This is a genomic window from Paraglaciecola arctica BSs20135 (genome assembly GCF_000314995.1).
GTDB classification, from domain to species: Bacteria; Pseudomonadota; Gammaproteobacteria; order Enterobacterales; family Alteromonadaceae; genus Paraglaciecola; species Paraglaciecola arctica.
Genome location: NZ_BAEO01000066.1, coordinates 25086 through 46805 on the forward strand (window position 1 = coordinate 25086; position 21720 = coordinate 46805).

At 39.6% G+C, this 21720-nt stretch carries 17 protein-coding genes; 9 read left to right on the forward strand and 8 right to left on the reverse strand.

Going from position 1 to position 21720, the window contains the following annotated elements:
• The first annotated feature begins 5 nt into the window (after window positions 1-5).
• The 3 genes from GARC_RS24055 to GARC_RS24065 all read left to right on the forward strand — a co-directional run bounded on the left by GARC_RS24055 (window position 6) and on the right by GARC_RS24065 (window position 5043).
• Entirely contained in the window at window positions 6-1604 is a 1599-nt protein-coding gene (locus GARC_RS24055; protein WP_007625494.1) for an isocitrate lyase, read from the forward strand.
• A 223-nt stretch (window positions 1605-1827) separates the two neighbouring features.
• Complete coding sequence (locus GARC_RS24060; protein ID WP_007625496.1) at window positions 1828-2772, forward strand: LysR family transcriptional regulator; 945 nt, start codon at window positions 1828-1830, stop codon at window positions 2770-2772.
• 102 nt (window positions 2773-2874) lie between these two features.
• The gene (locus tag GARC_RS24065; protein ID WP_007625498.1) at window positions 2875-5043 is read left to right on the forward strand and encodes a malate synthase G; all 2169 of its coding nucleotides are present in this window, start codon (window positions 2875-2877) and stop codon (window positions 5041-5043) included.
• Between the two features lie 72 nt (window positions 5044-5115).
• Here GARC_RS24065 and GARC_RS24070 read toward each other — a convergent pair whose 3' ends face one another.
• The 6 genes from GARC_RS24070 to GARC_RS24100 form a co-directional block, all read right to left on the reverse strand.
• A complete protein-coding gene (locus GARC_RS24070) occupies window positions 5116-6132 on the reverse strand; it encodes an NAD-dependent epimerase (RefSeq protein ID WP_007625500.1) in 1017 nt (338 codons plus the stop codon).
• A gap of 15 nt (window positions 6133-6147) precedes the next feature.
• Complete coding sequence (gene tviB, locus GARC_RS24075) at window positions 6148-7425, reverse strand: Vi polysaccharide biosynthesis UDP-N-acetylglucosamine C-6 dehydrogenase TviB (RefSeq protein WP_007625503.1); 1278 nt, start codon at window positions 7423-7425, stop codon at window positions 6148-6150.
• A gap of 200 nt (window positions 7426-7625) precedes the next feature.
• Window positions 7626-8735 carry a nucleotidyltransferase domain-containing protein gene (locus GARC_RS24080; RefSeq protein WP_007625506.1) on the reverse strand — a complete coding sequence of 370 codons (1110 nt, stop codon included), beginning with the start codon at window positions 8733-8735 and terminating at the stop codon, window positions 7626-7628.
• Window positions 8732-9577 (reverse strand): HprK-related kinase A, encoded by an 846-nt coding sequence (locus tag GARC_RS24085; RefSeq protein WP_007625508.1) that lies wholly within the window; start codon window positions 9575-9577, stop codon window positions 8732-8734. The genes GARC_RS24080 and GARC_RS24085 overlap by 4 nt, the downstream gene beginning before the upstream one ends.
• A 325-nt stretch (window positions 9578-9902) precedes the next feature.
• Window positions 9903-10598: a hypothetical protein gene (locus GARC_RS24095; protein ID WP_007625510.1), complete on the reverse strand. Its 696-nt coding sequence runs from the start codon at window positions 10596-10598 to the stop codon at window positions 9903-9905.
• Window positions 10599-10767: 169 nt separating this feature from the next.
• Window positions 10768-11526, reverse strand: a complete 759-nt coding sequence (locus tag GARC_RS24100) for a S1 family peptidase (RefSeq protein WP_007625511.1) — start codon at window positions 11524-11526, stop codon at window positions 10768-10770.
• Between the two features lie 264 nt (window positions 11527-11790).
• On the opposite strand from GARC_RS24100, the gene GARC_RS24105 reads away from it, so the two are divergent.
• The 6 genes from GARC_RS24105 to GARC_RS24130 all read left to right on the forward strand — a co-directional run bounded on the left by GARC_RS24105 (window position 11791) and on the right by GARC_RS24130 (window position 17556).
• On the forward strand, window positions 11791-12543 hold the full coding sequence (locus GARC_RS24105; RefSeq protein ID WP_007625512.1) for a YdcF family protein: 753 nt from the start codon (window positions 11791-11793) through the stop codon (window positions 12541-12543).
• Between the two features lie 38 nt (window positions 12544-12581).
• Window positions 12582-13409, forward strand: coding sequence for a patatin-like phospholipase family protein (locus GARC_RS24110; protein WP_039990457.1), 828 nt, complete (start codon window positions 12582-12584; stop codon window positions 13407-13409).
• A 440-nt stretch (window positions 13410-13849) separates the two neighbouring features.
• Window positions 13850-14608 (forward strand): PEP-CTERM/exosortase system-associated acyltransferase, encoded by a 759-nt coding sequence (locus GARC_RS24115; protein ID WP_007625519.1) that lies wholly within the window; start codon window positions 13850-13852, stop codon window positions 14606-14608.
• A gap of 14 nt (window positions 14609-14622) precedes the next feature.
• A complete protein-coding gene (locus tag GARC_RS24120) occupies window positions 14623-15486 on the forward strand; it encodes a ThiF family adenylyltransferase (RefSeq protein WP_007625520.1) in 864 nt (287 codons plus the stop codon).
• A gap of 16 nt (window positions 15487-15502) precedes the next feature.
• A complete protein-coding gene (locus GARC_RS24125; protein ID WP_007625521.1) occupies window positions 15503-16564 on the forward strand; it encodes a nitroreductase family protein in 1062 nt (353 codons plus the stop codon).
• Between the two features lie 206 nt (window positions 16565-16770).
• Complete coding sequence (locus GARC_RS24130) at window positions 16771-17556, forward strand: PEP-CTERM sorting domain-containing protein (RefSeq protein WP_007625522.1); 786 nt, start codon at window positions 16771-16773, stop codon at window positions 17554-17556.
• A 327-nt stretch (window positions 17557-17883) separates the two neighbouring features.
• Here the strand turns inward: GARC_RS24130 and GARC_RS27120 are convergent, their stop codons facing one another.
• Both GARC_RS27120 and GARC_RS24140 read right to left on the reverse strand, forming a co-directional pair.
• Window positions 17884-20340, reverse strand: a complete 2457-nt coding sequence (locus GARC_RS27120; protein WP_007625523.1) for a PKD domain-containing protein — start codon at window positions 20338-20340, stop codon at window positions 17884-17886.
• Window positions 20341-20782: 442 nt separating this feature from the next.
• Window positions 20783-21583, reverse strand: coding sequence for a PEP-CTERM sorting domain-containing protein (locus GARC_RS24140; RefSeq protein ID WP_007625524.1), 801 nt, complete (start codon window positions 21581-21583; stop codon window positions 20783-20785).
• Window positions 21584-21720 lie beyond the last annotated feature (137 nt).

The following is a 21720-nucleotide window of genomic DNA, read 5'->3' on the forward strand; positions in this document are numbered from 1 at the left end:
TTCAAATGTCACAATATCAAAACGATGTTAAACAGATTGCAGAACTAAGATCCACCAAAGCAGGTACTTGGAACGCAATCAATCCAGACTCTGCAGCTCGAATGAAAGCGCAGAATCGCTTTAAAACGGGATTAGATATTGCAAAATACACTGCAGCTATTATGCGTAAAGACATGCAAGATTATGATGCTGACTCAAGCCAATATACCCAATCATTAGGTTGCTGGCATGGTTTTATAGGACAACAAAAAATGTTGTCAGTCAAAAAACATCAAGGCACCACAGATAAAAGTTATTTGTATTTGTCTGGATGGATGGTTGCGGCATTACGTTCAGAGTTTGGTCCACTTCCCGACCAGTCTATGCACGAAAAAACCTCGGTAGCAGCGCTAATAGAAGAACTTTATACCTTCTTACGTCAAGCCGATGCTCGTGAACTCGGCGACCTGTTCAGACAACTGGATGACGCCAAACAGCAAGGCCAAGATACCACTGCCATTCAACAAGCTATTGATAATTATGAAACACATGTAGTACCTATTATCGCCGATATTGATGCCGGATTTGGCAATGAAGAAGCCACTTATTTGCTCGCTAAAAAATTGATTGAAGCTGGTGCCTGCTGTATCCAGATAGAAAACCAAGTATCTGACGCTAAGCAGTGTGGCCATCAGGATGGTAAAGTCACAGTGCCACATGAAGATTTTTTGGCCAAAATTAACGCAGTACGTTATGCATTTTTAGAGCTAGGGGTGGATGATGGGGTGATAGTTGCACGTACCGACTCACTAGGTGCAGGGCTGACTCAAAAAATACCAGTGTCACAAAAGCCAGGTGACTTAGCGGCTCAGTACAACGCATTTCTTGACACCAGTGAAGTCAAATCAATAGATGAACTAGTTGACGGCGACTCTGTTCTTAAACAAAACGGTAAGTTAGTGAAACCAGTGCGTTTACCTAATGGGTTATATAAATTCCAAGACAACACTGGCTTCGACCGCGTAGTGCTTGACTGCATTACCTCTTTACAAAATGGTGCAGATTTATTGTGGATTGAAACAGAAAAACCCCATGTTGGCCAAATTGGCGATATGGTGCGGGCAATTAGAAATGAGATCCCTAATGCTAAGTTGGTTTATAACAATTCACCATCTTTCAACTGGACATTGAATTTCCGTCAGCAAATATTTGATATTTGGTCAGAAGCCGGTAAAGACTTAAGCCAATATAACAGAGACGAATTGATGTCAGTTAAATATGACGACACCGACTTAGCCCTTGAAGCTGATGAAAAAATCAGAACTTTCCAGGCGGATGCCGCTCGCGAAGCAGGTATTTTCCATCATCTAATTACTTTACCTACTTATCATACAGCTGCATTGTCTACCGATAATTTAGCCAAAGGTTACTTCGGTGACCAAGGAATGTTAGCTTATGTTAAAGGTGTACAACGTAAAGAAATTAGACAAGGCCTAGCATGTGTTAAACACCAAGCCATGGCTGGTTCTAATATGGGTGATGACCATAAAGAATACTTCTCTGGTGAACAAGCTCTTAAAGCCTCAGGTGAAGATAATACTATGAATCAGTTTGACGCTGCCTAATAGCTTGTAAAAATAAATCGATGGCTTGCAGTATTAACTGCGAGTCATCGACATCATTCAAGCAATCAATGGCAATAATGACCAACTAACAAATTTCAACTCACAACCCTCTCCAACAAAAAAATAAGCAATTGTTTTTTAACAACAATTTAATATCTGGCAAAGATATTAAATACTGATAACATTCTATAATCACATAAATTTTTAGCGAGAGATAATAACCATGAATATTGCCAAGGTAGATTTAAATTTATTGGTTTATTTAGATGTATTGCTAAGAGAAGGCAGTGTTACTAAAGCGGCAAACCAATTAAGTATTACTCAGCCTGCAATGAGCAATGGCCTGAGAAGACTAAGAGACTTATTCAAAGACCCTCTACTAGTACGAACCAGTGAAGGCATGACTCCAACCAAACGCGCTTTAGAATTAAAACCTATCATCCGTGATGTACTGTCTAAACTTGAAACAACTATTCAACCGGATACTGATTTTAGCCCCCTTCAAAGTGAGCGTACCTTTAGGATCATGGCTAGCGATTACGCAGAATCAACCTTGTTATTGGAAGTCATCGGCAGACTAAATAAACAAGCACCTAACATTACTCTTGATCTAATTACTCCCAGCGACGTGACGTTCCATGATGTAGAGCAAGGTAGAGTTGATATGGCAATCAACCGCTTTGATGAGTTACCTCTTTCGTTTCACCAAAAGGTGGTGTGGTATGACACATTCTCATGCGTGGTGAATAGTCATAATCCCATAGTGAAAAATATTAGTCTGGAGCAGTATTTAGACAACAAACATATTTGGGTCAGTAAAACCGGTTTTGGTGTCGGTGTTGGCATCGACCCTAACGAGGTGCAAAAATTAGGTTGGGTGGATGCTGAATTAACAAAAATTGGAAAGAAACGCGATATACGTGTATTTACTCGGCATTACCATGTTGCCCTGCAATTAGCCAAAGCACAAAATTTGATCGCAACTTTACCCAGTAGAGCAGCAAATTTATATAAAGATGATCCAGAGATCGAAATACTTGAACCACCTTTTGATATCCCACCAATAGCACTAAAAATGGCATGGAGTGCCCTACTGCAACACGATGCAGGACACATTTGGCTTAGACGATTAATTACAGAAGTGGGTACAGAACTATCTACTTCATGACCTACATTCACAACATGAATGAAAGGAATAACTCACATAAATTTATGCGTATAATACTAACAGAGTAAACTTAGCTCATTGTGAATTCCCAATGAGCTAATTATGCAACTTCAATACATTCAAAAAGGCAGATTAAAAATTGCCAACCAACTTGAGCAGTTTATCACCCAAGACGTTTTACCAGGCGTACAGTTAACGGCCGAAGATCTTTGGACGAAGTTTGCACATGCACTGCCAGAACTGTTGTCAATTAATCAAAACTTGTTACAGAAAAGAGTAAGTCTGCAACAGCAAATAGACCAATACTGCAGCACAAGACAGGCCGTTAATGTTCAAGAGTATAAAAGCTTTCTAACCCAAATAGGTTATTTACAAGACTCCCCTAATGACTTCCAAATCAGCACTCAAAATGTCGACCCTGAAATTGCCACTATGGCAGGCCCTCAGTTAGTTGTACCTATCAACAATGCTAGGTTTGCTCTAAATGCAGCTAATGCTAGATGGGGTAGCCTTTACGATGCACTTTATGGTTCAGACATTATCGAGCAAACCAGCGGCAGCAAAACCAAAGGTTATGATGGGACTAGAGGGCAAAAAGTGATCGACTACTCCAGAAAATGGCTAGACATTATTGCCCCCTTAAAAACGGGCAGCCATAAACAGAGTAAAAATTACGCTATTGATAACGGTACGCTATTAGTCACTTTAGCTGACGATTCAATAGTAGGGTTAAAATCACCTGAGCAATTTGTTGGTTTTCAAGGCGCAATTGAACAACCAATTTGTATTCTCATTAAGCACAATAATATTCATGCCGAAATTCAATTCGATCAAGATAGTGTTATAGGGCAACAAGATACTGCGAATATTAAAGATATATGTTTAGAATCCGCATTAACCACCATAATGGACTGCGAAGACTCAGTAACGGCCGTTGATGCAGCAGATAAAACCTTAGTGTACAAAAACTGGCTAGGGCTAATTAAAGGGGATTTAACAGCCACAATCAGCAGCGGTAATAAACAAACAATACGTAGTTTGGATCCAGATAGGCAGTATCAATCATCAACTGGGGGCGCCTTTAGCCTCTCTGGCAGAAGTTTGATGTTTATCCGCAACGTCGGACATTTAATGACAACAGATGCCATACTCTTTGATGACAAACCTATCTACGAAGGGATCATGGATGCCCTAGTTACCAGTCTCATTGCTAAACACGATTTACTGGATAATGGCGTCTTCAAAAATAGCCAAGCGGGCAGCATTTATATAGTTAAGCCTAAAATGCATGGACCAGAAGAAGTCGCTTTTGCTGACTTGTTGTTTACAAAAATGGAAACTGTTCTTAGTTTAGCTACGCATACGCTAAAAATAGGCCTGATGGATGAAGAAAGGCGCACCAGCTTAAATTTAAAAGCCTGTATCAAAGCGGCAAAAGATAGAGTGGTATTTATCAACACTGGTTTCTTAGACCGCACTGGAGATGAAATACACACATCGATGCAGCTCGGTGCTTTTGCCACCAAAGCAAGTATTAAAACAAGACCCTGGTTAAACGCCTACGAACAATCCAATGTAATAACTGGAATAAACTCTGGTTTATCCGGGAAGGCGCAAATTGGTAAAGGCATGTGGCCCACTCCAGATAATATGGCTGACATGATGCAGGCAAAAATTGCCCATGTTCGCTCAGGTGCAAACACCGCTTGGGTGCCCTCGCCTACAGCCGCCACGTTGCATGCATTACATTACCATCAAGAAAGTGTGTTCAATTTAAGAATGAATATGAATGTGCAAGTAGATGGTTTGCTAGAGCAAATGTTAAACATTCCACTACTCAATGACGAAAAATTATCATCTGAGCAAATACAAAATGAACTGGATAACAATGTTCAAGGAATTTTAGGCTATGTGGTGAGATGGATTAATCAAGGAATTGGTTGTTCAAAAGTACCCGATATCAATAATGTCGGACTCATGGAAGACAGAGCCACGTTGAGAATATCTAGTCAACATATCGCTAACTGGCTGATGCATGGAGTTGTAACAAAAGAGCAAGTTGAGAAATCAATGTTAACAATGGCTAAATTAGTTGATAGTCAAAATAAGGGTGATGACGAATATATAAACATGACACCTGATACTCAAGCTTCTATCGCCTTTCAAGCCGCCCACGAGCTGATATTTAAGGGGAAAGAGCAGCCGAATGGCTATACCGAACCAGTTTTACATGCAAAACGACAAGAACTGAAAAAAAGAGCGATGCAATAAAACTGAAGTTTACATCAATAAAAAAGCGCTTAAATAAGCGCTTTTTTATTGAGTTATATTTAACAAATAAACTTAAACTTTATAATACTCTTTATACCAATTCACAAAATTACCAATACCTTCTTGTATTGTGGTTTCAGGTCGATATCCAACATCGGTGACCAAAGCTTCTACGTCTGCATAGGTATCTGGCACGTCACCAGGCTGTAATGGTAGCAACTCTTTCTCCGCTTTTTTACCGAGAGCATTTTCTAATGTTTCAATATAATCCAGCAATTCAACAGGTGACTGATTACCTATGTTATACACGCGCCACGGAGCCTTACTCGTGCCTGGGTCGGGCGTTTTACCATTCCAATCTGGATTACCTTGGGCCGTATTGTCCAAAGTGCGTATAACACCTTCAACAATGTCATCAATATAAGTGAAATCACGTCTATGTTTACCGTAATTAAATACTTGAATTGGCTTTTCATCCAAAATCGCTTTGGTAAACAAAAACAAAGCCATATCAGGACGTCCCCAAGGTCCGTAGACAGTAAAGAAACGTAACCCCGTTGTAGGAAGGTTATATAAATGACTATAGGTATGCGCCATTAACTCATTGGCTTTTTTACTTGCTGCATATAAGGACAAAGGATGATCTACATTGTCATGCACAGAAAAAGGCATATCTTCATTAGCCCCGTAAACTGAGCTTGAAGAGGCATAAACTAAATGTTGCACCTTATTATGTCGGCATCCTTCAAGAATGTTCACATATCCGACTATGTTGGCATCAATATAAGCGTGAGGGTTTTCAATCGAATATCTGACACCTGCTTGTGCTGCTAGATGCACTACTTTATCAAACTTATGCTCGGCAAAAAGTGCTGGCATGCCTACTCTGTCTTCTACATCCATTTTGACGAAAGTAAAATTTTCCGCATTTTTATGCTGCTTGACCCTATCTAAACGAGATAGCTTAAGATTAACGTCGTAATAATCATTAAGATTATCCAGCCCAACAACTTCGTCGCCACGCTCCAGCAAATAAAGGCTCACATGTGATCCTATAAATCCTGCCGCGCCTGTCACTAATACTTTCATTTTAGGTTTCCCAACTTATAGTCGAATATCGACATCTTTCTTATCAAAGATGTATTTCAAATCAAAAATTACACAATTTTCTTTGCCTAACCCGCGCAATTTTGCAGTATCCCACCCTCTAAATTCGTCATGGGCAACAGCGGCGATTATGGCATCATAACCCCCACTTCTTGGCGCATCCACCAAACTAAGGCCGTATTCATGCTCCACTTCGGCGTTATTCGCCCAGGGATCATAAATATCCAGATTGACATGATAATTGTTTAATTCTGTCGCAATATCCACAACTTTAGTATTTCGAATATCCGGGCAGTTTTCTTTAAAGGTAATGCCTAACAACAAGACATTAGCGCCATTAACCATGATTTTTTCGTTAAGCATTTTCTTCACTAAACGGCCTACCACGTATTCGCCCATATTATCGTTTAGACGCCTTCCCGCCAAAATAACTTGGGGGTGATGCCCTAGTTCTTCAGCTTTATGAGTAAGGTAATATGGGTCAACCCCGATACAATGACCTCCGACCAAGCCAGGGCGAAAAGGTAAGAAATTCCATTTACTACCGGCTGCCTCTAACACTTCTTCTGTATCTATTCCAATACGAGCAAAAATCATAGCTAACTCATTAATAAGAGCAATATTCAAGTCACGCTGAGTATTTTCAATGACTTTGGCCGCTTCTGCCACCTTAATAGATGAGGCCTTATGGGTACCTGCAGTGATAATACTTCGATAAAGTTGATCGACTTTCTCAGCCACTTCAGGCGTGGAACCAGACGTGACTTTAACAATAGTTTCCAGACGGTGCTTTTTATCGCCAGGGTTGATCCGCTCGGGGCTATAACCTGCATAAAAATCCTGATTAAAGACTAAACCAGAAACCTGCTCAATAATGGGAATGCACACTTCTTCAGTGGCACCGGGGTAAACTGTCGATTCATATATTACGGTAGTACCAGCAGTAATCACCTTGCCAATCATTTCACTGGCTTTACGCAGAGGTGTTAAATCTGGTTGTTTATTTTTATCAATCGGAGTTGGTACAGTCACAATGATGTAGTTGCAGCCAGCAATATCGGCAGGATCACAACTGAAAGTCAAATTCGTTACACTCTTCAGTTCATCAGGAGACACTTCGAGAGTATGATCTTTTCCCTGATTAAGCTCTTCAATGCGAGCAGTATTAATGTCAAACCCGAGGGTCTGAAATTTTTTGCCAAATGACACAGCCAATGGCAAACCAACATATCCCAAACCAATAATGGCGAGTTTATTATTATTCTCATTAACCAAACTGCTTACTCCTTTACCAATTTCTTATGACTCAGCGCACAATCAGTGAATTGTACATTTTTATCGTGTAATAGATTCACACTTAAAGTGGGTGTATCTTGCCTTTTCTAACCACAAAATAGTAGCGTTTCAAATGAACAACGGGAAAATTAGTGTTAAATATTCAGGCTCTTAGTCAAAATTTCAACATTTAAAATCCGCTACAACTGCTTAGGATCCAGTTGATGTTTACCCAGTACTTGGTCTAACAGTTGATTATACATTTTCACAATAAAATGTTTAATTAACACAGTTTTTGGCATTTTCACCCAATGACCGCGGAAATATGCCAATGACGATGCAAAAGATTGTCTGCTCAAAGAGATCAAAGGATGTTGAGGAAGAATAGCATTGACGAAAATATGTTTTGCCCAAATTCTTTGAGTCCAAGATAACTGATTTTCATTCAGGGCAATGCTTACATATTCAGGCACTTCAAAAGAAAAAATAATTTCCAGTGCTCGCAAACAATACTGTAATTCCACCAGAAAGTTAGACTGACGAGCAAGAACAATAAGCTCATTCCAAAAAGATTCATCAGCATACGCTTTGATTAATCTATAAATATCAAACAAGTCCCGCATACCACTGCTGAAATTCTCATTCATGAAGAGATGGATAATGCTATGCATCACTGTTTGAGGTATTTTTAAAACAGCAAAGTTGTCGTCCGTAAACTCTAGCTCATTAATAAACAGCTCTATTTTCGGCGATCTGCCACTTATAGGTAGATACAGATTATGGTGAACATCAAGAACTGTACCTCTAAAAGGATGTATCAGCGGTGGAATTTCGTGTGCCCATTTACGGTAATACCGTTCATCGTATTGGGTTAACTTTTCAGACTTCCAATTTTGTGAAAGTAATAATGATTCGCAGTTGTCTAAATCTTCAACTTTGACCAGCACGTCAATGTCCGAACAAATTCTACCTTGGCTATTTTTACTACCGCGCAATGTATAGTTTGCCCCTTTTAAAAAGATGGGGGTAATACCATTTTTTCCGAGCAACTCTTGCAGTAATAATGCTTCGTAAAATATTTGCTTGGATTGGCGTCTTGCATAGATGCTCGCTGAGTATAAATGCCTTTGAGCGAACTCAGGGTATTGCTCAAATACAGCGATATCAAGAGCTAAGTGGTAGAGAGTAGCAAGTAATTTTTCCTCTCTGAGCACCAAAATAACAGATTGCCAGGTATCCAGATCGAAATTGAGTCCTTTTTTTGGATCTAGTAACACAGCGGAAATAAGATGATGTTGCAATTTTTTCATCGAATAACATCTTCCGCCAAAAATTCTGCTAATTCAGGTAATGAATTGTATTCGACCTCAAACAAAGATGCTTTTTGAATCAATTTACCCACCACGTTAAAAGCTTCTTGTCCAAGCACAGTATAATTAAAAGCATGTTTACTCATTGCTTCAAACGCCTGCAATTGATTACAAGTATATATAGTTAAATCCATTTCTTTTTTATATTTAGGAAACACCATACCTACTACGTCGACTGGCTCCAGCTTTGAATAGTTTTGCCAATCGATGCCTTTTAAATGTGACACGTCACCTTTTTGAGTATCTTTACACACAGGTGTCATTTGAGCTTCTGGATGAAGTGCTTTTATAATCGAAATAGAATCATTTTTTAGACATACGGGGCGATAAAGGGGAGAAACCTGTTGGTTGTCGAGATCGATAATAGCCATTTCATCAGAATATAAAGTCCATCCATTAAGACTCAAATAGGCGGTTAATGTACTCTTGCCTGACCCAGGAGAAGCGGGGAAAATAATGGCTTGGTTATTTTTAACCAGTACAGCAGCATGCACAATGAGCCGTGAAAAATCATGGGCAGCAATGCACCAATTCATCCCCCATTCCAATAGCGCATATGCCTGAGACAAGGGCAAGGGCTTAAATGGCGCGTGAATGTCACTGTAAAAAGTAATTTGTGGCTTGAGGAAACGTCTGACCAAAGAATCCTTGCGCAGTGAAATAGCAAAATCTATGGGTCGATCTTGCTCAGCAGCATCAGCGTAAACATTCGAAATAATGGGAGATAATTTGCTTGGGAAAGAATCTAGTGAAAAGTTGTACAATCCTGTATTAACAATCACGAGTTGACCTCAACACATTCTATAAATCGGTTATTCAACAACCACTTTAAATACTTACTACCGACCTTTTCATCAACACCCAGCATTTGGTGGAATGTTCCGGCTGTGAATAAGTTGTAGGTGAGAAAATTGTTTGATAACTCTTTGTTGCAGTTTATGTTGAGGAATGCACTATTTCCAGAAATATTATTATAGAATGCCACTCCACTTCCATCAGTCATGAAAGTGGCAGTACAACAGTTTGACACCACAAACTCAGACATTAATAGTCAGTAACAGCTAGTAAGACTTTTATTTTTCATTCCTTTTTGAGGTAGCCATACTACTAACTATGTCGGTTAAATGTCGTGTTACAGAAATCTACAGAATAATTAGACACTGTATTGTCGTTAAAGTTGAAAATACCTGTGATCTCAGACTTGCTCGGCACCTCGTTTTGGTTGGCCTTAACAAAAATATAAAGTGCAATTTGGTTTACTCTTTGAGAGGCCATGGTGATATTTTTTTCATCGCTACTACCATAAAAGCCAAAATACGAACTCAAAAACACACCGGCTAAGTTAAACTCTAAGCTGCCATCGCCACCGCCATTGCTGCTCATCAAAGCTGACTTAAGGTTGCCATGAATTCCGGTGTATATTTCTGTCGAAAGCCCCATAGAGACATCAGAATCAATAAAATCTTTAATATGATTGCGGTAGCATTCTCTTCTGCCAGTTTTCCAACCTTGATTACCACCTTTCACATTAGCAAAAGCACCATTAATCCCATTAGAACCGTTATACAACTGAGACCAAAAACCTGGTGAGAGACCCGCAGGTATCACGGGGATATCACAATCATGACGATCAGTATTTTGTGATAAATTTCCTGACATAGCGCCAGACACTGAACACGCTCCCCAAACAGATTGGGCAGGAAGACTTACTAAAACTGCACCTGTAGCCGATTTTTTCAGAAAACTACGACGTTTTACAACCGAAGTGTTTTCTATTTCACTAGCTTTTTTAAAATCACTCATAAATTAAAACCTATTTTTCTACAGTTATTCGTTAATTTTAAACGTAATAAAATATTTATCAGTAACGTTAGCAACAACCGTGCCTAATTTTAAACCAATGAATTAATAGGATTTTTTTACTGTTACAATTCGACAATGTAAAAAAAACCGACACTCTAATTTGCGATACTCATAATGAATCGACTAATTCTTGGAGATATTTTACAGGGATCGCATAGGTAATACCACTAGGATTAGTGATCGCCGCTTCTTTTGTTTGTTGTACGAATACCTTGTTAATAATGGCAACCACATTGCCATTATCCAATTCATAAACAGGACTACCACTATTTCCAGGGAAGGCAGTAGCATCAAGTTGGTAAATAAAATAAGGTTCTTTAAGCCTTTTCATCATCGCAATACTGATTTCACTAGCATTAACACTTGGAGTAACAACAGGGGTGTATGCGGCAATGCCTCCTCTATGCGTAGCAGGGTAAAGACCTAACACCGCGCCAATTGGAAAACCTGTGAACGCCACATCCGTCCCGTCAGCTAATTGTTGGGGTGTATTAAGCTTTAGTGGAGGCACTCTAGTTTTTATCTTCAAAAGCGCTAAATCATGTGCTGGGTCAGTGGCAATAATTTCTGCTTGGCTGGCTGCATTTTCCTTACCAGAACCGATAAACACTACCAACTGCTCCCTAGTGTCCGGATCAAGTTCTAGGTCAACTACATGATAATTAGTCGCGATAATCGTCCCATCTCCGATGGCAAACCCCGTACCTCTCAATTGATTAGTGGGCCTGCCTAAGGGAGCATAAATGCCAATTCCAACAATTGAAGGTTTAACCTTGCTTACTATCTGCGAAATTTCATGTGCATTACAAGTCACTGAAAAAATTATGCAAACAATTAAATAATTGAGAACACCTCTAGCGCCTTTCATGCTTAATCTCCATTTTTAAATCCAAAGTAATAACTACACTAGACTGTAGCATAATCAGAAGCGCGCATTATAGTCAGTTATTTATACAGATTTATCAGTTTAATTTAAGGATACTTAATACAACCCGATAACTGATTTAACCATTGGTATTAAATACTTTGTGATTTAGACCAAAGGTTTTACTCTAAATAGACATCTATAGAACATTGTGCATGCTCGTTGTTGCATTTAATGTTTCTTTTTATTACTTAGGAACTGATATTAATGTTGGCGTCGATTGCTACTACTTTTACCTCACCTTTAGTTCATTCATTGACGCTTTTCGCTATTTTTAAAATTTTAAGTCATACAAAATTCAAACCAACACTTTTTAGTTACTTGTCGGTTATTCCTCTTATCTGGTTACTTATATGCTCTATGCCATATCCCAGTGTATTGCTAATTAAGCATCTTGAGGATAAATACCCCGTAATACCTCTTGAATCTGCAGAATGGCGAAAAACAGATGCAATTGTGGTGTTGGCCTGTAACTACAAAGAAGATGACAATTTACCTTTTGTGTCCCGTTGGCCCAATTGTTCGCTGCAAAGAAATTTACACGCGGCCCTGATGTATAGTGAACATCCAATGCCAATATATTTAGCAGGGGATATTTTGGGAAAAGAAGATAAATACTCGCAAGCCAGTCACAACAAAGCTTTTTTTGTGAAAATGGGTGTAAAAAATACCGACATATTCATTATTCCTAAGGGAGTCAATACAGAAACCGAAGTCAATGCATTAGCAAGTTTACTCAAAGATAAGCATATATCCTTAGTGACGTCTGCTAGCCACTTGCCTAGAGCTGTTGCTTATTTCGAAGAAAAAAATATACAAGTGCTACCCATTCCAGTAGAGCATTTAAATAGGATAAATGTTTCGCCAGTTGTCGGTTTGCCAAATGCCACTAGTCTATATAGAAGTGAGAGGGCAATTCATGAATATTTAGGTTTGATTTATCAAAAATATATCCACTAAATCATGCCTTTATTGAATGACGTAAGGAGAAATACGCGATGAGTAAAATAGTTCCGATATTCTCTGGAGGGGGAACAAAATTGTCTGCCCACATTGGAATTTTGGATGCAATTAATACCCTTAACATTGAATTCCAACATATTGTTGGTGTTTCAGGGGGATCAATAATTTCATCATTATATTGCACTGGCATGCCTCTTAAAGACATAAAAAAACTAGCAATAGAAACAAATTTCAGACAGTTCAGAGGATTCAGTTTAATCACCCTTTTACTGCAAGGTGGGCTTAGTTCTGGAGACGGATTCGAAAGATGGATGGATGAAAAACTAGAGGGTAAAACGTTTAAAGATATATCCAAAGACCTACATATTTTGGCTACCGATGTAAATGGTGGCGGTCCTATTGTTTTTAACAATAAAAACTCTCCAAATTTAAAAATATCCAAAGCGGTTCGATTTTCGATGTCAATTCCCATTTTTTTTAGCTTTAAGTCATACAAAGAACACATTTTAGTCGATGGGGCGATCCTTTCAGAAGATGCCATTTTTAACGACTGGGCCGGCGACGAAACCCCAGTTATATGCTTCAGATTAAAAAGCGAACAAGTAACAGACAAAGCATTCAAAAAAAGTTGGTTACCCATAGTGCAATATGTGATGATGTTGATTAGAACGTTTATGACGGCGATGTCTAGAGAATATGTACATGATCAGTATTGGAAAAACACTATAATCGTTAATACTGGGAAGCTTTCCCCCGTTGATTTTAATATGTCAATTGAAGATAAAGAGGCCTTGTACGAGATTGGTTATAAAACTGCATTAGAGTTCATACCGAAGAGACTAAGTAGCTTTATTAAAGTTTAAAAATGTAGTGTGAATTGCAGATTCTGTATAGGGAAAACACTGACTTAAGAACTTTGACACCTAATTATTGGCATTTAATTAAAAAACAAGGCTTTTGCAGTAATTCGCGAAGCAAATCATTGTTTTCATAATTTTTATGTACATGCCAAACATTATCACAAATAATATCCAATGAGACCTAGGGATTTTTCATTAGTCGATCAAAGTATGGATCAACAACAGAACGACGGACTGTTTCAGGCGGGTTATTTTGTATCCAAAGGAATTTTTCTCAATAAAAACGCCGTAAAAAGATGAAAACTAAACTAAAAATTTCCTTACCTTCTGCACCTTCTGCTTTATAGTAATTAGAAGTAATGATGAGTTTAATTTAATGAAGTTAATAAAAGACAATAATATACTGTGCTCTGAGTTGAAACTAATAGTGCTAAGGAATTCATATGGCAATGACACTCGCTGAAAATTTTGACCTGTATTTTGAGATCGTCTTAGCCGATACCGAAGAACTGAAACAAGAATCTTATAGAATTCGTCATACTGTTTATGCGGATGAGTTAGGCTGGGAGCCAGTGAATTCAAAAGGGATAGAAGTAGACGAATGTGATCCTTATTCATTTTCTATACTATTAAAGCATAAAAGAACCGGAGTCTTCGCGGGCACAGTCAGACTGGTTATTCCTCCAAACACTAGCCCGAACAGTAAATTACCTTTTGAGTTACATTGTGCAGAATCAGTGCAAAAAGAAGTGATCGATCCTGATAGTTTAACCCGCGGGCGTTTTGGTGAAATTTCCAGATTATCCGTGCCTTCGAGTTTTAGACGACGTTTGGATGAAAAAAACAAACCCTTTATTCTCAATGATATTAAGGGAGAAAATGCTTTTTCAGACGAAGAAAGACGTAACTTTCCTAACATTGCAATAGGCTTATATTTGAGTGTGATTGCAATGGTCAAAATGTGTAACCATAGCCATATGTTTGTGGTGGTAGAGCCTAGATTGTGCAGAAGGCTAGAAAGACTCGGGCTTAAGTTTGAACAATGTGGTGAAGAATTAGACTATCACGGCATACGCGCGCTTTTTTTATTAAGTAGAGAAAATTTCACTAGCAACTTAAACCCCGAAGTACTAGACCTTTTTAAACTACTGGAAAAACAATTAATCCCTCAGCTAGCGCTTTATCCATACTGCGCTACGTGACTAGAGAAAAAGATATGACCACTGAAAATTTTAATTACGATAAAGCTTTTTCTCGCAACATAGGTTGGTTCACTGAAAAAGAACAAGCAACACTAAAAACCAAAAAAGTAGCTATTGCCGGATGTGGAGGAGTAGGAGGAATTCACTCACAGACCATGGCCAGACTGGGAGTTGGCAAGTTTAACCTTGCAGACTTTGATGAATTTGGAGTTGAGAATTTCAATCGCCAAGTTGGTGCGATGATGTCCACTGTTGGCAAACCCAAAATGGATGTAATGAACAAGGTTTTAGCTGATATCAATCCTGAAGTTGAACTTCAGAGTTTTCCTCAAGGTGTAAACGAAGAAAATGTCGAAGAATTTTTGACTGGAGTGGATCTATACATTGATAGCCTAGATTTTTTTGCCATGGATGCAAGACGTAAAGTGTTCGAAATGTGCGCAAAGATGTCAATTCCAGCGGTTACCGCGGCTCCATTGGGCATGGGCACTGCATTTTTATGTTTTATGCCTGGCCAGATGACCTTCGAAGAATATTTTGGCATGCAAGGGCATTCACAAACTGAGCAGTATTTGCGTTTTTATTTAGGATTAGCCCCAGCAAGTTTACAAAGCCAATATCTTGTTGATCCAACTAGACTTAATTTAGAAGAAAAACGAGGTCCTTCAACCATTATTGGCTGCACCATGAGCGCCGGTGTAGCAGCGGCTTATGCCGTTAAGATATTACTGGGTCGTGGTGACTTAATCTGCGCCCCTGAAGGTATGCATTGGGACCCTTATATGAATCAAATGGAATTAACTCATATTCCCAATGGACATCATAGCCCTGAATTTCAGGCAAGTCTGGCCGCCGCCAAACAAGCATTTAATATTTAAATAAGGTATCACCTCTATGTTGCTAGACGCCCAACTTAAAGCTGCCATCATACAAGCGGCTTTGTATTCACCCTCTGCGGATAATTCGCAGCCTTGGCAGTATGTTTGGCATGACACCGGTGATTTATCTATTTGGAGTGATCCACAGCTAAGCGGTAAGGCAACTGACCAAACCTACGTACTTACAGATTTGGCTATAGGTAACGTATTGGAAGCTATAAAGCTGCAAGCAAAATCCTTAGGTATTGATACAGAGTTAAATTACTTCCCAGACGAAGATCCCATGCATGTTGCTGTCGTCAGTTTTACGTCTCAAACGAACCAAAAGTTAGAAGCAGATGATTGTGAGCTTGCTAAATACATCGCTGATAGACATACAGACAGGCGGTTCCCGTTCAGCGGAAAGCTGGATGTTAATATAGGCCGACAATTATCGGAAAGTTTGAATGATGAAAACTGTCAACTACACACTTTCACTGATAGAAAAGAGATCAACAATTACCTCCCCCTCATAAAAAAAGCTGAATCCATTAGGTTTAGGGCAGAATCGTTACACAGTGAGCTATTCCAAACAGTCAATTTTGAAGATCCCACACCTTCACAAGGCATGACTTTGGGTATGCTGGGCATAGAACCTTTTGCACGACCAATTTTTCGTTACATTAGTACCTGGCGGAATATGCAAAAACTAAACAAAATTGGCGCCAGCAAGATGATTGCCATTCGTTCAGTAACCTTACCCATAAGGTTATCACCTGGCTTATGTCTGCTCACAGCATCCGGTGAGAGCAGATTAGACATGGTTAAAGCAGGTCAGCAGATGCTGCGGTTTTGGTTAGCAGCGACCAAACTTGGATTGTCTGTCCATCCCTATGCCGCTCCAGGAGTATTAACTCTAGCCAAACCTGCTTTAGACCCATTACTAACAAACGAACTGAGCGACGTAGAAAAAGGTTTAGCCGAACAACTAGGGGCATCAGCCACAGCCATTATGTTCTTCAGAATAGGATTTAAAAAGGGCCTACCCATACGTAGCCAGCGTCGAAACATTGATTCAATGCTCAAAATAGTGTCGTAATTTTTTACACATTGAAAATTGATGATTTTTCAGACGTCGAGTTTATTTTATTTTTTTTGTTTATTATCAATTATTTAATACATTCTTAAATAATATGGCCTTTATCTTGCTGTACATTAATCGTACAGTTTCTTTGCTGATAAGGTAGTACAGCTGTTGTTTTAAACTGATAAATTGGACTAATCATTAAAACAAGGCGGAATGAAATGAATATTAAAAAAACACTTTTATGCGGTATGGTAACAGGTCTTATGTCGACCAGTGCAATGGCCGTGGATGTTGGCGGTGTAGTTTGGGATCCTAGTGACTTATTCGACTTCACTTCAAATTCTAATTTAATTGAAGATTTACTGGATCCAGGTGCTGACAATATTTTCGGTACTGCTGACGACGTAGTCAATACACTCAATGGTTTTGGTAAAGTGACTGGTATAAACAATACCTTTGAAGCTACATTTTGCCCTAGTGGTTGTGAGCTAACCTATGAATTCGGTGGCTATCTAGTAAGCAGCGTTGTCGCTTCTGGCTCAGATACCCTTCTTGGTTTTACCGGTGGGTGGATCAGGTTTTATGTTGATTCAGATACTGCTTATAACGGTAACTCCAAGGCCACAGCTACAAATGGACCACTCTGGTTAGAGTTAGCGGCTCACGAAACCTTTAGCGCAACTCACGGCATAAATACTAGCTTAAATGCAACACTGAACGATTTTGGTGGTGGTACTGATGCAGGTGAAGGCGCAGGTTTGTTAGACGTAATGGGAGGCTTGGCAATGAGTAATTTTGATACCAATACTCAAACTGACGGTGCGGACTGGGTGTTCACTTCGAGTTTCCAGCCCATTCCAAATAATGGTGTTACCCCTGATGGGTTCGAGCTGTTTGGCACTGCCGACTTCAGAGGCAACTCTATCCCTGAGCCATCATCGCTTGCCTTACTAGGCTTAGGCATGTTGGGTCTTGGATTCGGTGTACGTCGTAAACACAAGTAAAAATAATATCTGATTTAAAAATACCGGCTTAGGCCGGTATTTTTTTGTTGTCATACCTGAAATCGTCAGATGGCTTTTTGAATACCCTACATTAGAATAGTAATAAACTGGTAGATTAAAAACACTTACCCTTAATTTGCATCCCTAAACTACCTGCCGATTTGCCGTGAGTTTGATTTAAACCCACATATTATCATTACCTATTGTAATCAAACCCGCAATAACAATACATAGTGATACAATTACAATTACAGCAACAATTTCATACTAGCCAGTGCACAAATCACTATTTTATCGCTGTTAGGCTTACTACTTAAAACTGACTCGTTATTGGTTTATAACACCACTAAATCCACGTTTAGCATCTGCTGAAGATAAGATGGCAACTAATACATTATTATTTTGAGAAAAACTGCCTTCAGAAAAAGCAACAATAACTCCGCTATAAATAGTATTATTTGCACTTTCAGGGCATGCTGAAAGAGTGACTGAGACATTAAAAATATTTTCCTCCCCAACTGTCACCATACCAGAACTATCACAGCCCCCTACATTACCTGTCCAACTTCCGTCTGCTGCTATTTCTACAGGCCCCCAAGTCCCAACAACCGAGTTAAGTGTAGAATCATTTGAGATATAACTGAGCCCAGTATAGGTGAGACTCTTGTCTGAGTTTGTCGAATCCTTATAGGTTATTGTTGTGGATATATCCTCCATTTTCGTGGAAGTTAGAAATGAAAGATTACTGTTTACTTCCACTATCCCATCCGTTGCATTTGCATCCTGATACAAACCGGCGCCAATTCCAGCTATAGAAGCTGGAGGAGTATCATCATAGCTATAGTCAAAAAAGGATGGGTTAAAAGTATTGCCCGCAGCATTATATTCTACGGTATAAATACGTTCTGAAATAGTGATCAAAATACTACTTGCGCTAAGATATACACTTGGCAACAATTCCCCCGTCCGTGGTAGTGATTCGTCTTGACTCAACTTAGTATCAACACTACCAAAAACCCCCTGATTGGTATTATCAAATGCCATCCAACTCAACTCAACATTAGTTGATTTATCAGCAAGAGTAAGTACCCCATCGTAATTACCTGATTTGGCACATCCGCTATAATTAACACTAAAGTTGAAAATGTCGTTCCCAGCATTACTTGCCTTACCGGCTATGCTACAACCATCTTCATCAGTAGCAATGAGATTTAAACCAGCATCAATGGTTAGTCCGTTAAATACCAGATCTTTCCATTGACCATTATAACCATTAAGATCGGTCCTTAAGGTTATTTTAGCCAAAGCAGTACTGGTCGAAAACCCTTCCGAACCCAAGCTAACGCTATAGCCCTGCATGGACGTAACTGCGTTATCAACGTCTGTTACTAAGGTCGAATTTAAACTTGCTTGTTCAGCAGTTGTACCACTAGTTTCTACATAATTGATAACGTTAAACCCTATGCCCTCTGCATCACTTACCACATTGTTGCTGGTAGAGAGGTGAGTATCCGCAAACATCGCAAAGGAATAGTCTCCTCCGCTACTAATTTTAGATAGATACAATTTATCTTCAATAAACACAGCTGCCCCACGCGATGTTCCTAACGAAAACTGTAAAGCTGAATCTGCAAATGGATTAGTTGGCGTTGGCGTTGGCGTCGGCGTTGGCGTCGGCGTTGGCGTCGGCGTTGGCGTCGGCGTCGGCGTTGGCGTCGGCGTTGGCGTCGGCGTTGGCGTCGGCGTCGGCGTCGGCGTTGGCGTTGGCGTTGGCGTCGGCGTCGGCGTCGGCGTTGGCGTGATAGTGATGCTAATTTCGCTAGTTGCTATTGCATCTTCATTGTCCGTTACCTCGACTTTTAGTACCAGCGTAGTATCGACATCGACATCCGGGGCAACAAAACTTACATTGGCCTTGTCAGCGTCTGACAAGCTAACTACTGGGCCAGATATAACCGACCAAATGAAAGTAGTAATATTGCCGTCGGGATCACTAGCATTAGCACTTAGTGTTATGCTTTCTAACTCCTGAATTGTATTTAGTCCAGCAATGCTGACCAATGGAGCAACGTTCGGTAATGGTTTGATAGTGACACTAAATTCGCTTGTTGCGGTTTCACCGTCATCGTCAGTTACCTGTACTTCCAACACCATTAACGTATCGACATCGATACTTGGCGCAATAAAACTAACATCGAAATTGTCATCACCAATCAAGGTGACCGCTGGCCCCGATTTCACCGACCAAAGGACGGTCGCAATGTTGCCATCAGAATCACTGGCATTTGCAGTCAGTTCTACACTTTCGAATTCCTGAAATGTATTTTGTCCTGTGATACTGACCGACGGAGCAACGTTCGTCGATGGCGTTTGAGTCGGCGTTTTAGTGATATTGATGCTAAATTTGCTACTTGCTGTTGCACCTTCATTATCCGTTACCAGCACTTCCAAAACCAGTTGAGTATCAACATCTACTTCAGGTGCAATAAAACTGACATTGAGAGTGTCCTCTCCCGTCAATGTGATCACAGGCCCAGACATTACCGACCACTTAACAGTGGCAATAGTGCCATCAGGATCACTGGCGTTTGCAGTTAAGCTTGCGCTTTCGAATTCCTGAAATGCGTTTTGTCCTGTGATACTGACCGAAGGAGCAACATTCGAAGTTGGTGTTGGTGTTGGCGTTGGCGTTGGCGTTGGAGTTGGAGTTGGCGTTGAACCGCCACCACCTCCACATGCCACTAAACTCAATACAGATAAGGCAATCGCACTATACTTAAACACAAATAAGACTCCTAATTAAAATCAATAACACAAACAACCAAAGGTAGAAAAAGTGCACTGACCAATATACTTTATGTTCTCATCATAATAGCCTAATCATAAAAATAAATATCAACCGATTGCTAAATCTTTATTTTTATATTTTATACCGTAATTCACTAGAAAAATTCTGAGCTTAAAAATAGAAAGGTTATGTGAAGTTCACTCTGAAAATTGCAAGCTCATCTACACAACATTTCGGGGCTAATGCTCTCTGTATCAGGCTAGTTTCCAATTGCGGGGAAACAATAACAATTAAATATGCAGTCCCTTAACCCTGCTCTTAAACCGCGTCTAAGGTCTCAGGTAATAATCAGAAAAATAAAGAAGGGTTAAATTAACTCAAAATCCACGCAAAAAAATACCGGCCTAAGCCGGTATTTTTAAAATTCAAATATAAGTCTTACTTTAGTTTACGACGAGCGCCGAAACCAAGACCCAACATACCTAAACCTAACAAAGCAAGTGAAGATGGTTCAGGGATAGAGTCGCCTCTGAAGTCGGCAGTACCGAACAATTCAAAACCATCAGGAGTAGTAGAACCAATTGGTTGGAAGCTTGAGCTAAACACCCAATCTGCACCGTCAGTACGAGTATTAGTATCAAAATTACTCATGGCTGCACCACCTACCACGTCTAACAAACCTGCACCTACACCAGCATCAACGCCAGCACCAAAAGAAGATAGGGTTGCATTTAAGCTAGTATTTATGCCGTGAGTAGCACTAAAAGTTTCATGTGCAGCTAATGATAACCAAGGAGCACCGCCATCTATTGCAGAGGCTTTAGAGTTCGCATCATATGCGGTTCCAGAATCAACATAAAAATTAATCCAACCGCCTGTGAAACCAATGCGCGTATCACCCACTCCAGCAATTACATTTGTAACTTGATAGCCACCAAATTCGAATGTCAATTCACAACCACTTGGGCAGAATGTAGCTTCAAAGGTATTGTTGATACCAGTTACTTTACCGAAACCATTCAATGAACTAACAACGTCGTCTGCTGTATTAAAAATGCCATCTGCTCCCGGATCAAGCAAATCTTCAATTAGTTGAGAATTTGAAGTGAAATCGAACATGTCAGCTGGATTCCAAACAACACCACCAACATTAACAGCCATAGCCGATGAAGAAGCCATCAAACCAGCGGAAAGCAATGCTGCAGAAAAAACCGTTTTACTTAATTTATTTAAAAACATCTACGTCTACCTCTAAGTTATAAAAACACAATTATTTCGGTACCATAGAAATCTGTACTTTTATTCTATGTTAACCACAAACAAAACAATGCATGCAGTATGCCAACCCACAACAAAAACCAATATACGTTTGATAT

Coding starts and splice junctions, on each gene's coding strand:
- GARC_RS24055 (WP_007625494.1), top strand. CDS start 6: ATGTCACAATATCAAAACGATGTTAAACAGATTGCAGAACTAAGATCC.
- GARC_RS24060 (WP_007625496.1), top strand. CDS start 1,828: ATGAATATTGCCAAGGTAGATTTAAATTTATTGGTTTATTTAGATGTA.
- GARC_RS24065 (WP_007625498.1), top strand. CDS start 2,875: ATGCAACTTCAATACATTCAAAAAGGCAGATTAAAAATTGCCAACCAA.
- GARC_RS24070 (WP_007625500.1), bottom strand. CDS start 6,132: ATGAAAGTATTAGTGACAGGCGCGGCAGGATTTATAGGATCACATGTG.
- GARC_RS24080 (WP_007625506.1), bottom strand. CDS start 8,735: ATGAAAAAATTGCAACATCATCTTATTTCCGCTGTGTTACTAGATCCA.
- GARC_RS24095 (WP_007625510.1), bottom strand. CDS start 10,598: ATGAGTGATTTTAAAAAAGCTAGTGAAATAGAAAACACTTCGGTTGTA.
- GARC_RS24100 (WP_007625511.1), bottom strand. CDS start 11,526: ATGAAAGGCGCTAGAGGTGTTCTCAATTATTTAATTGTTTGCATAATT.
- GARC_RS24105 (WP_007625512.1), top strand. CDS start 11,791: ATGTTGGCGTCGATTGCTACTACTTTTACCTCACCTTTAGTTCATTCA.
- GARC_RS24110 (WP_039990457.1), top strand. CDS start 12,582: ATGAGTAAAATAGTTCCGATATTCTCTGGAGGGGGAACAAAATTGTCT.
- GARC_RS24115 (WP_007625519.1), top strand. CDS start 13,850: ATGGCAATGACACTCGCTGAAAATTTTGACCTGTATTTTGAGATCGTC.
- GARC_RS24120 (WP_007625520.1), top strand. CDS start 14,623: ATGACCACTGAAAATTTTAATTACGATAAAGCTTTTTCTCGCAACATA.
- GARC_RS24125 (WP_007625521.1), top strand. CDS start 15,503: ATGTTGCTAGACGCCCAACTTAAAGCTGCCATCATACAAGCGGCTTTG.
- GARC_RS24130 (WP_007625522.1), top strand. CDS start 16,771: ATGAATATTAAAAAAACACTTTTATGCGGTATGGTAACAGGTCTTATG.
- GARC_RS24140 (WP_007625524.1), bottom strand. CDS start 21,583: ATGTTTTTAAATAAATTAAGTAAAACGGTTTTTTCTGCAGCATTGCTT.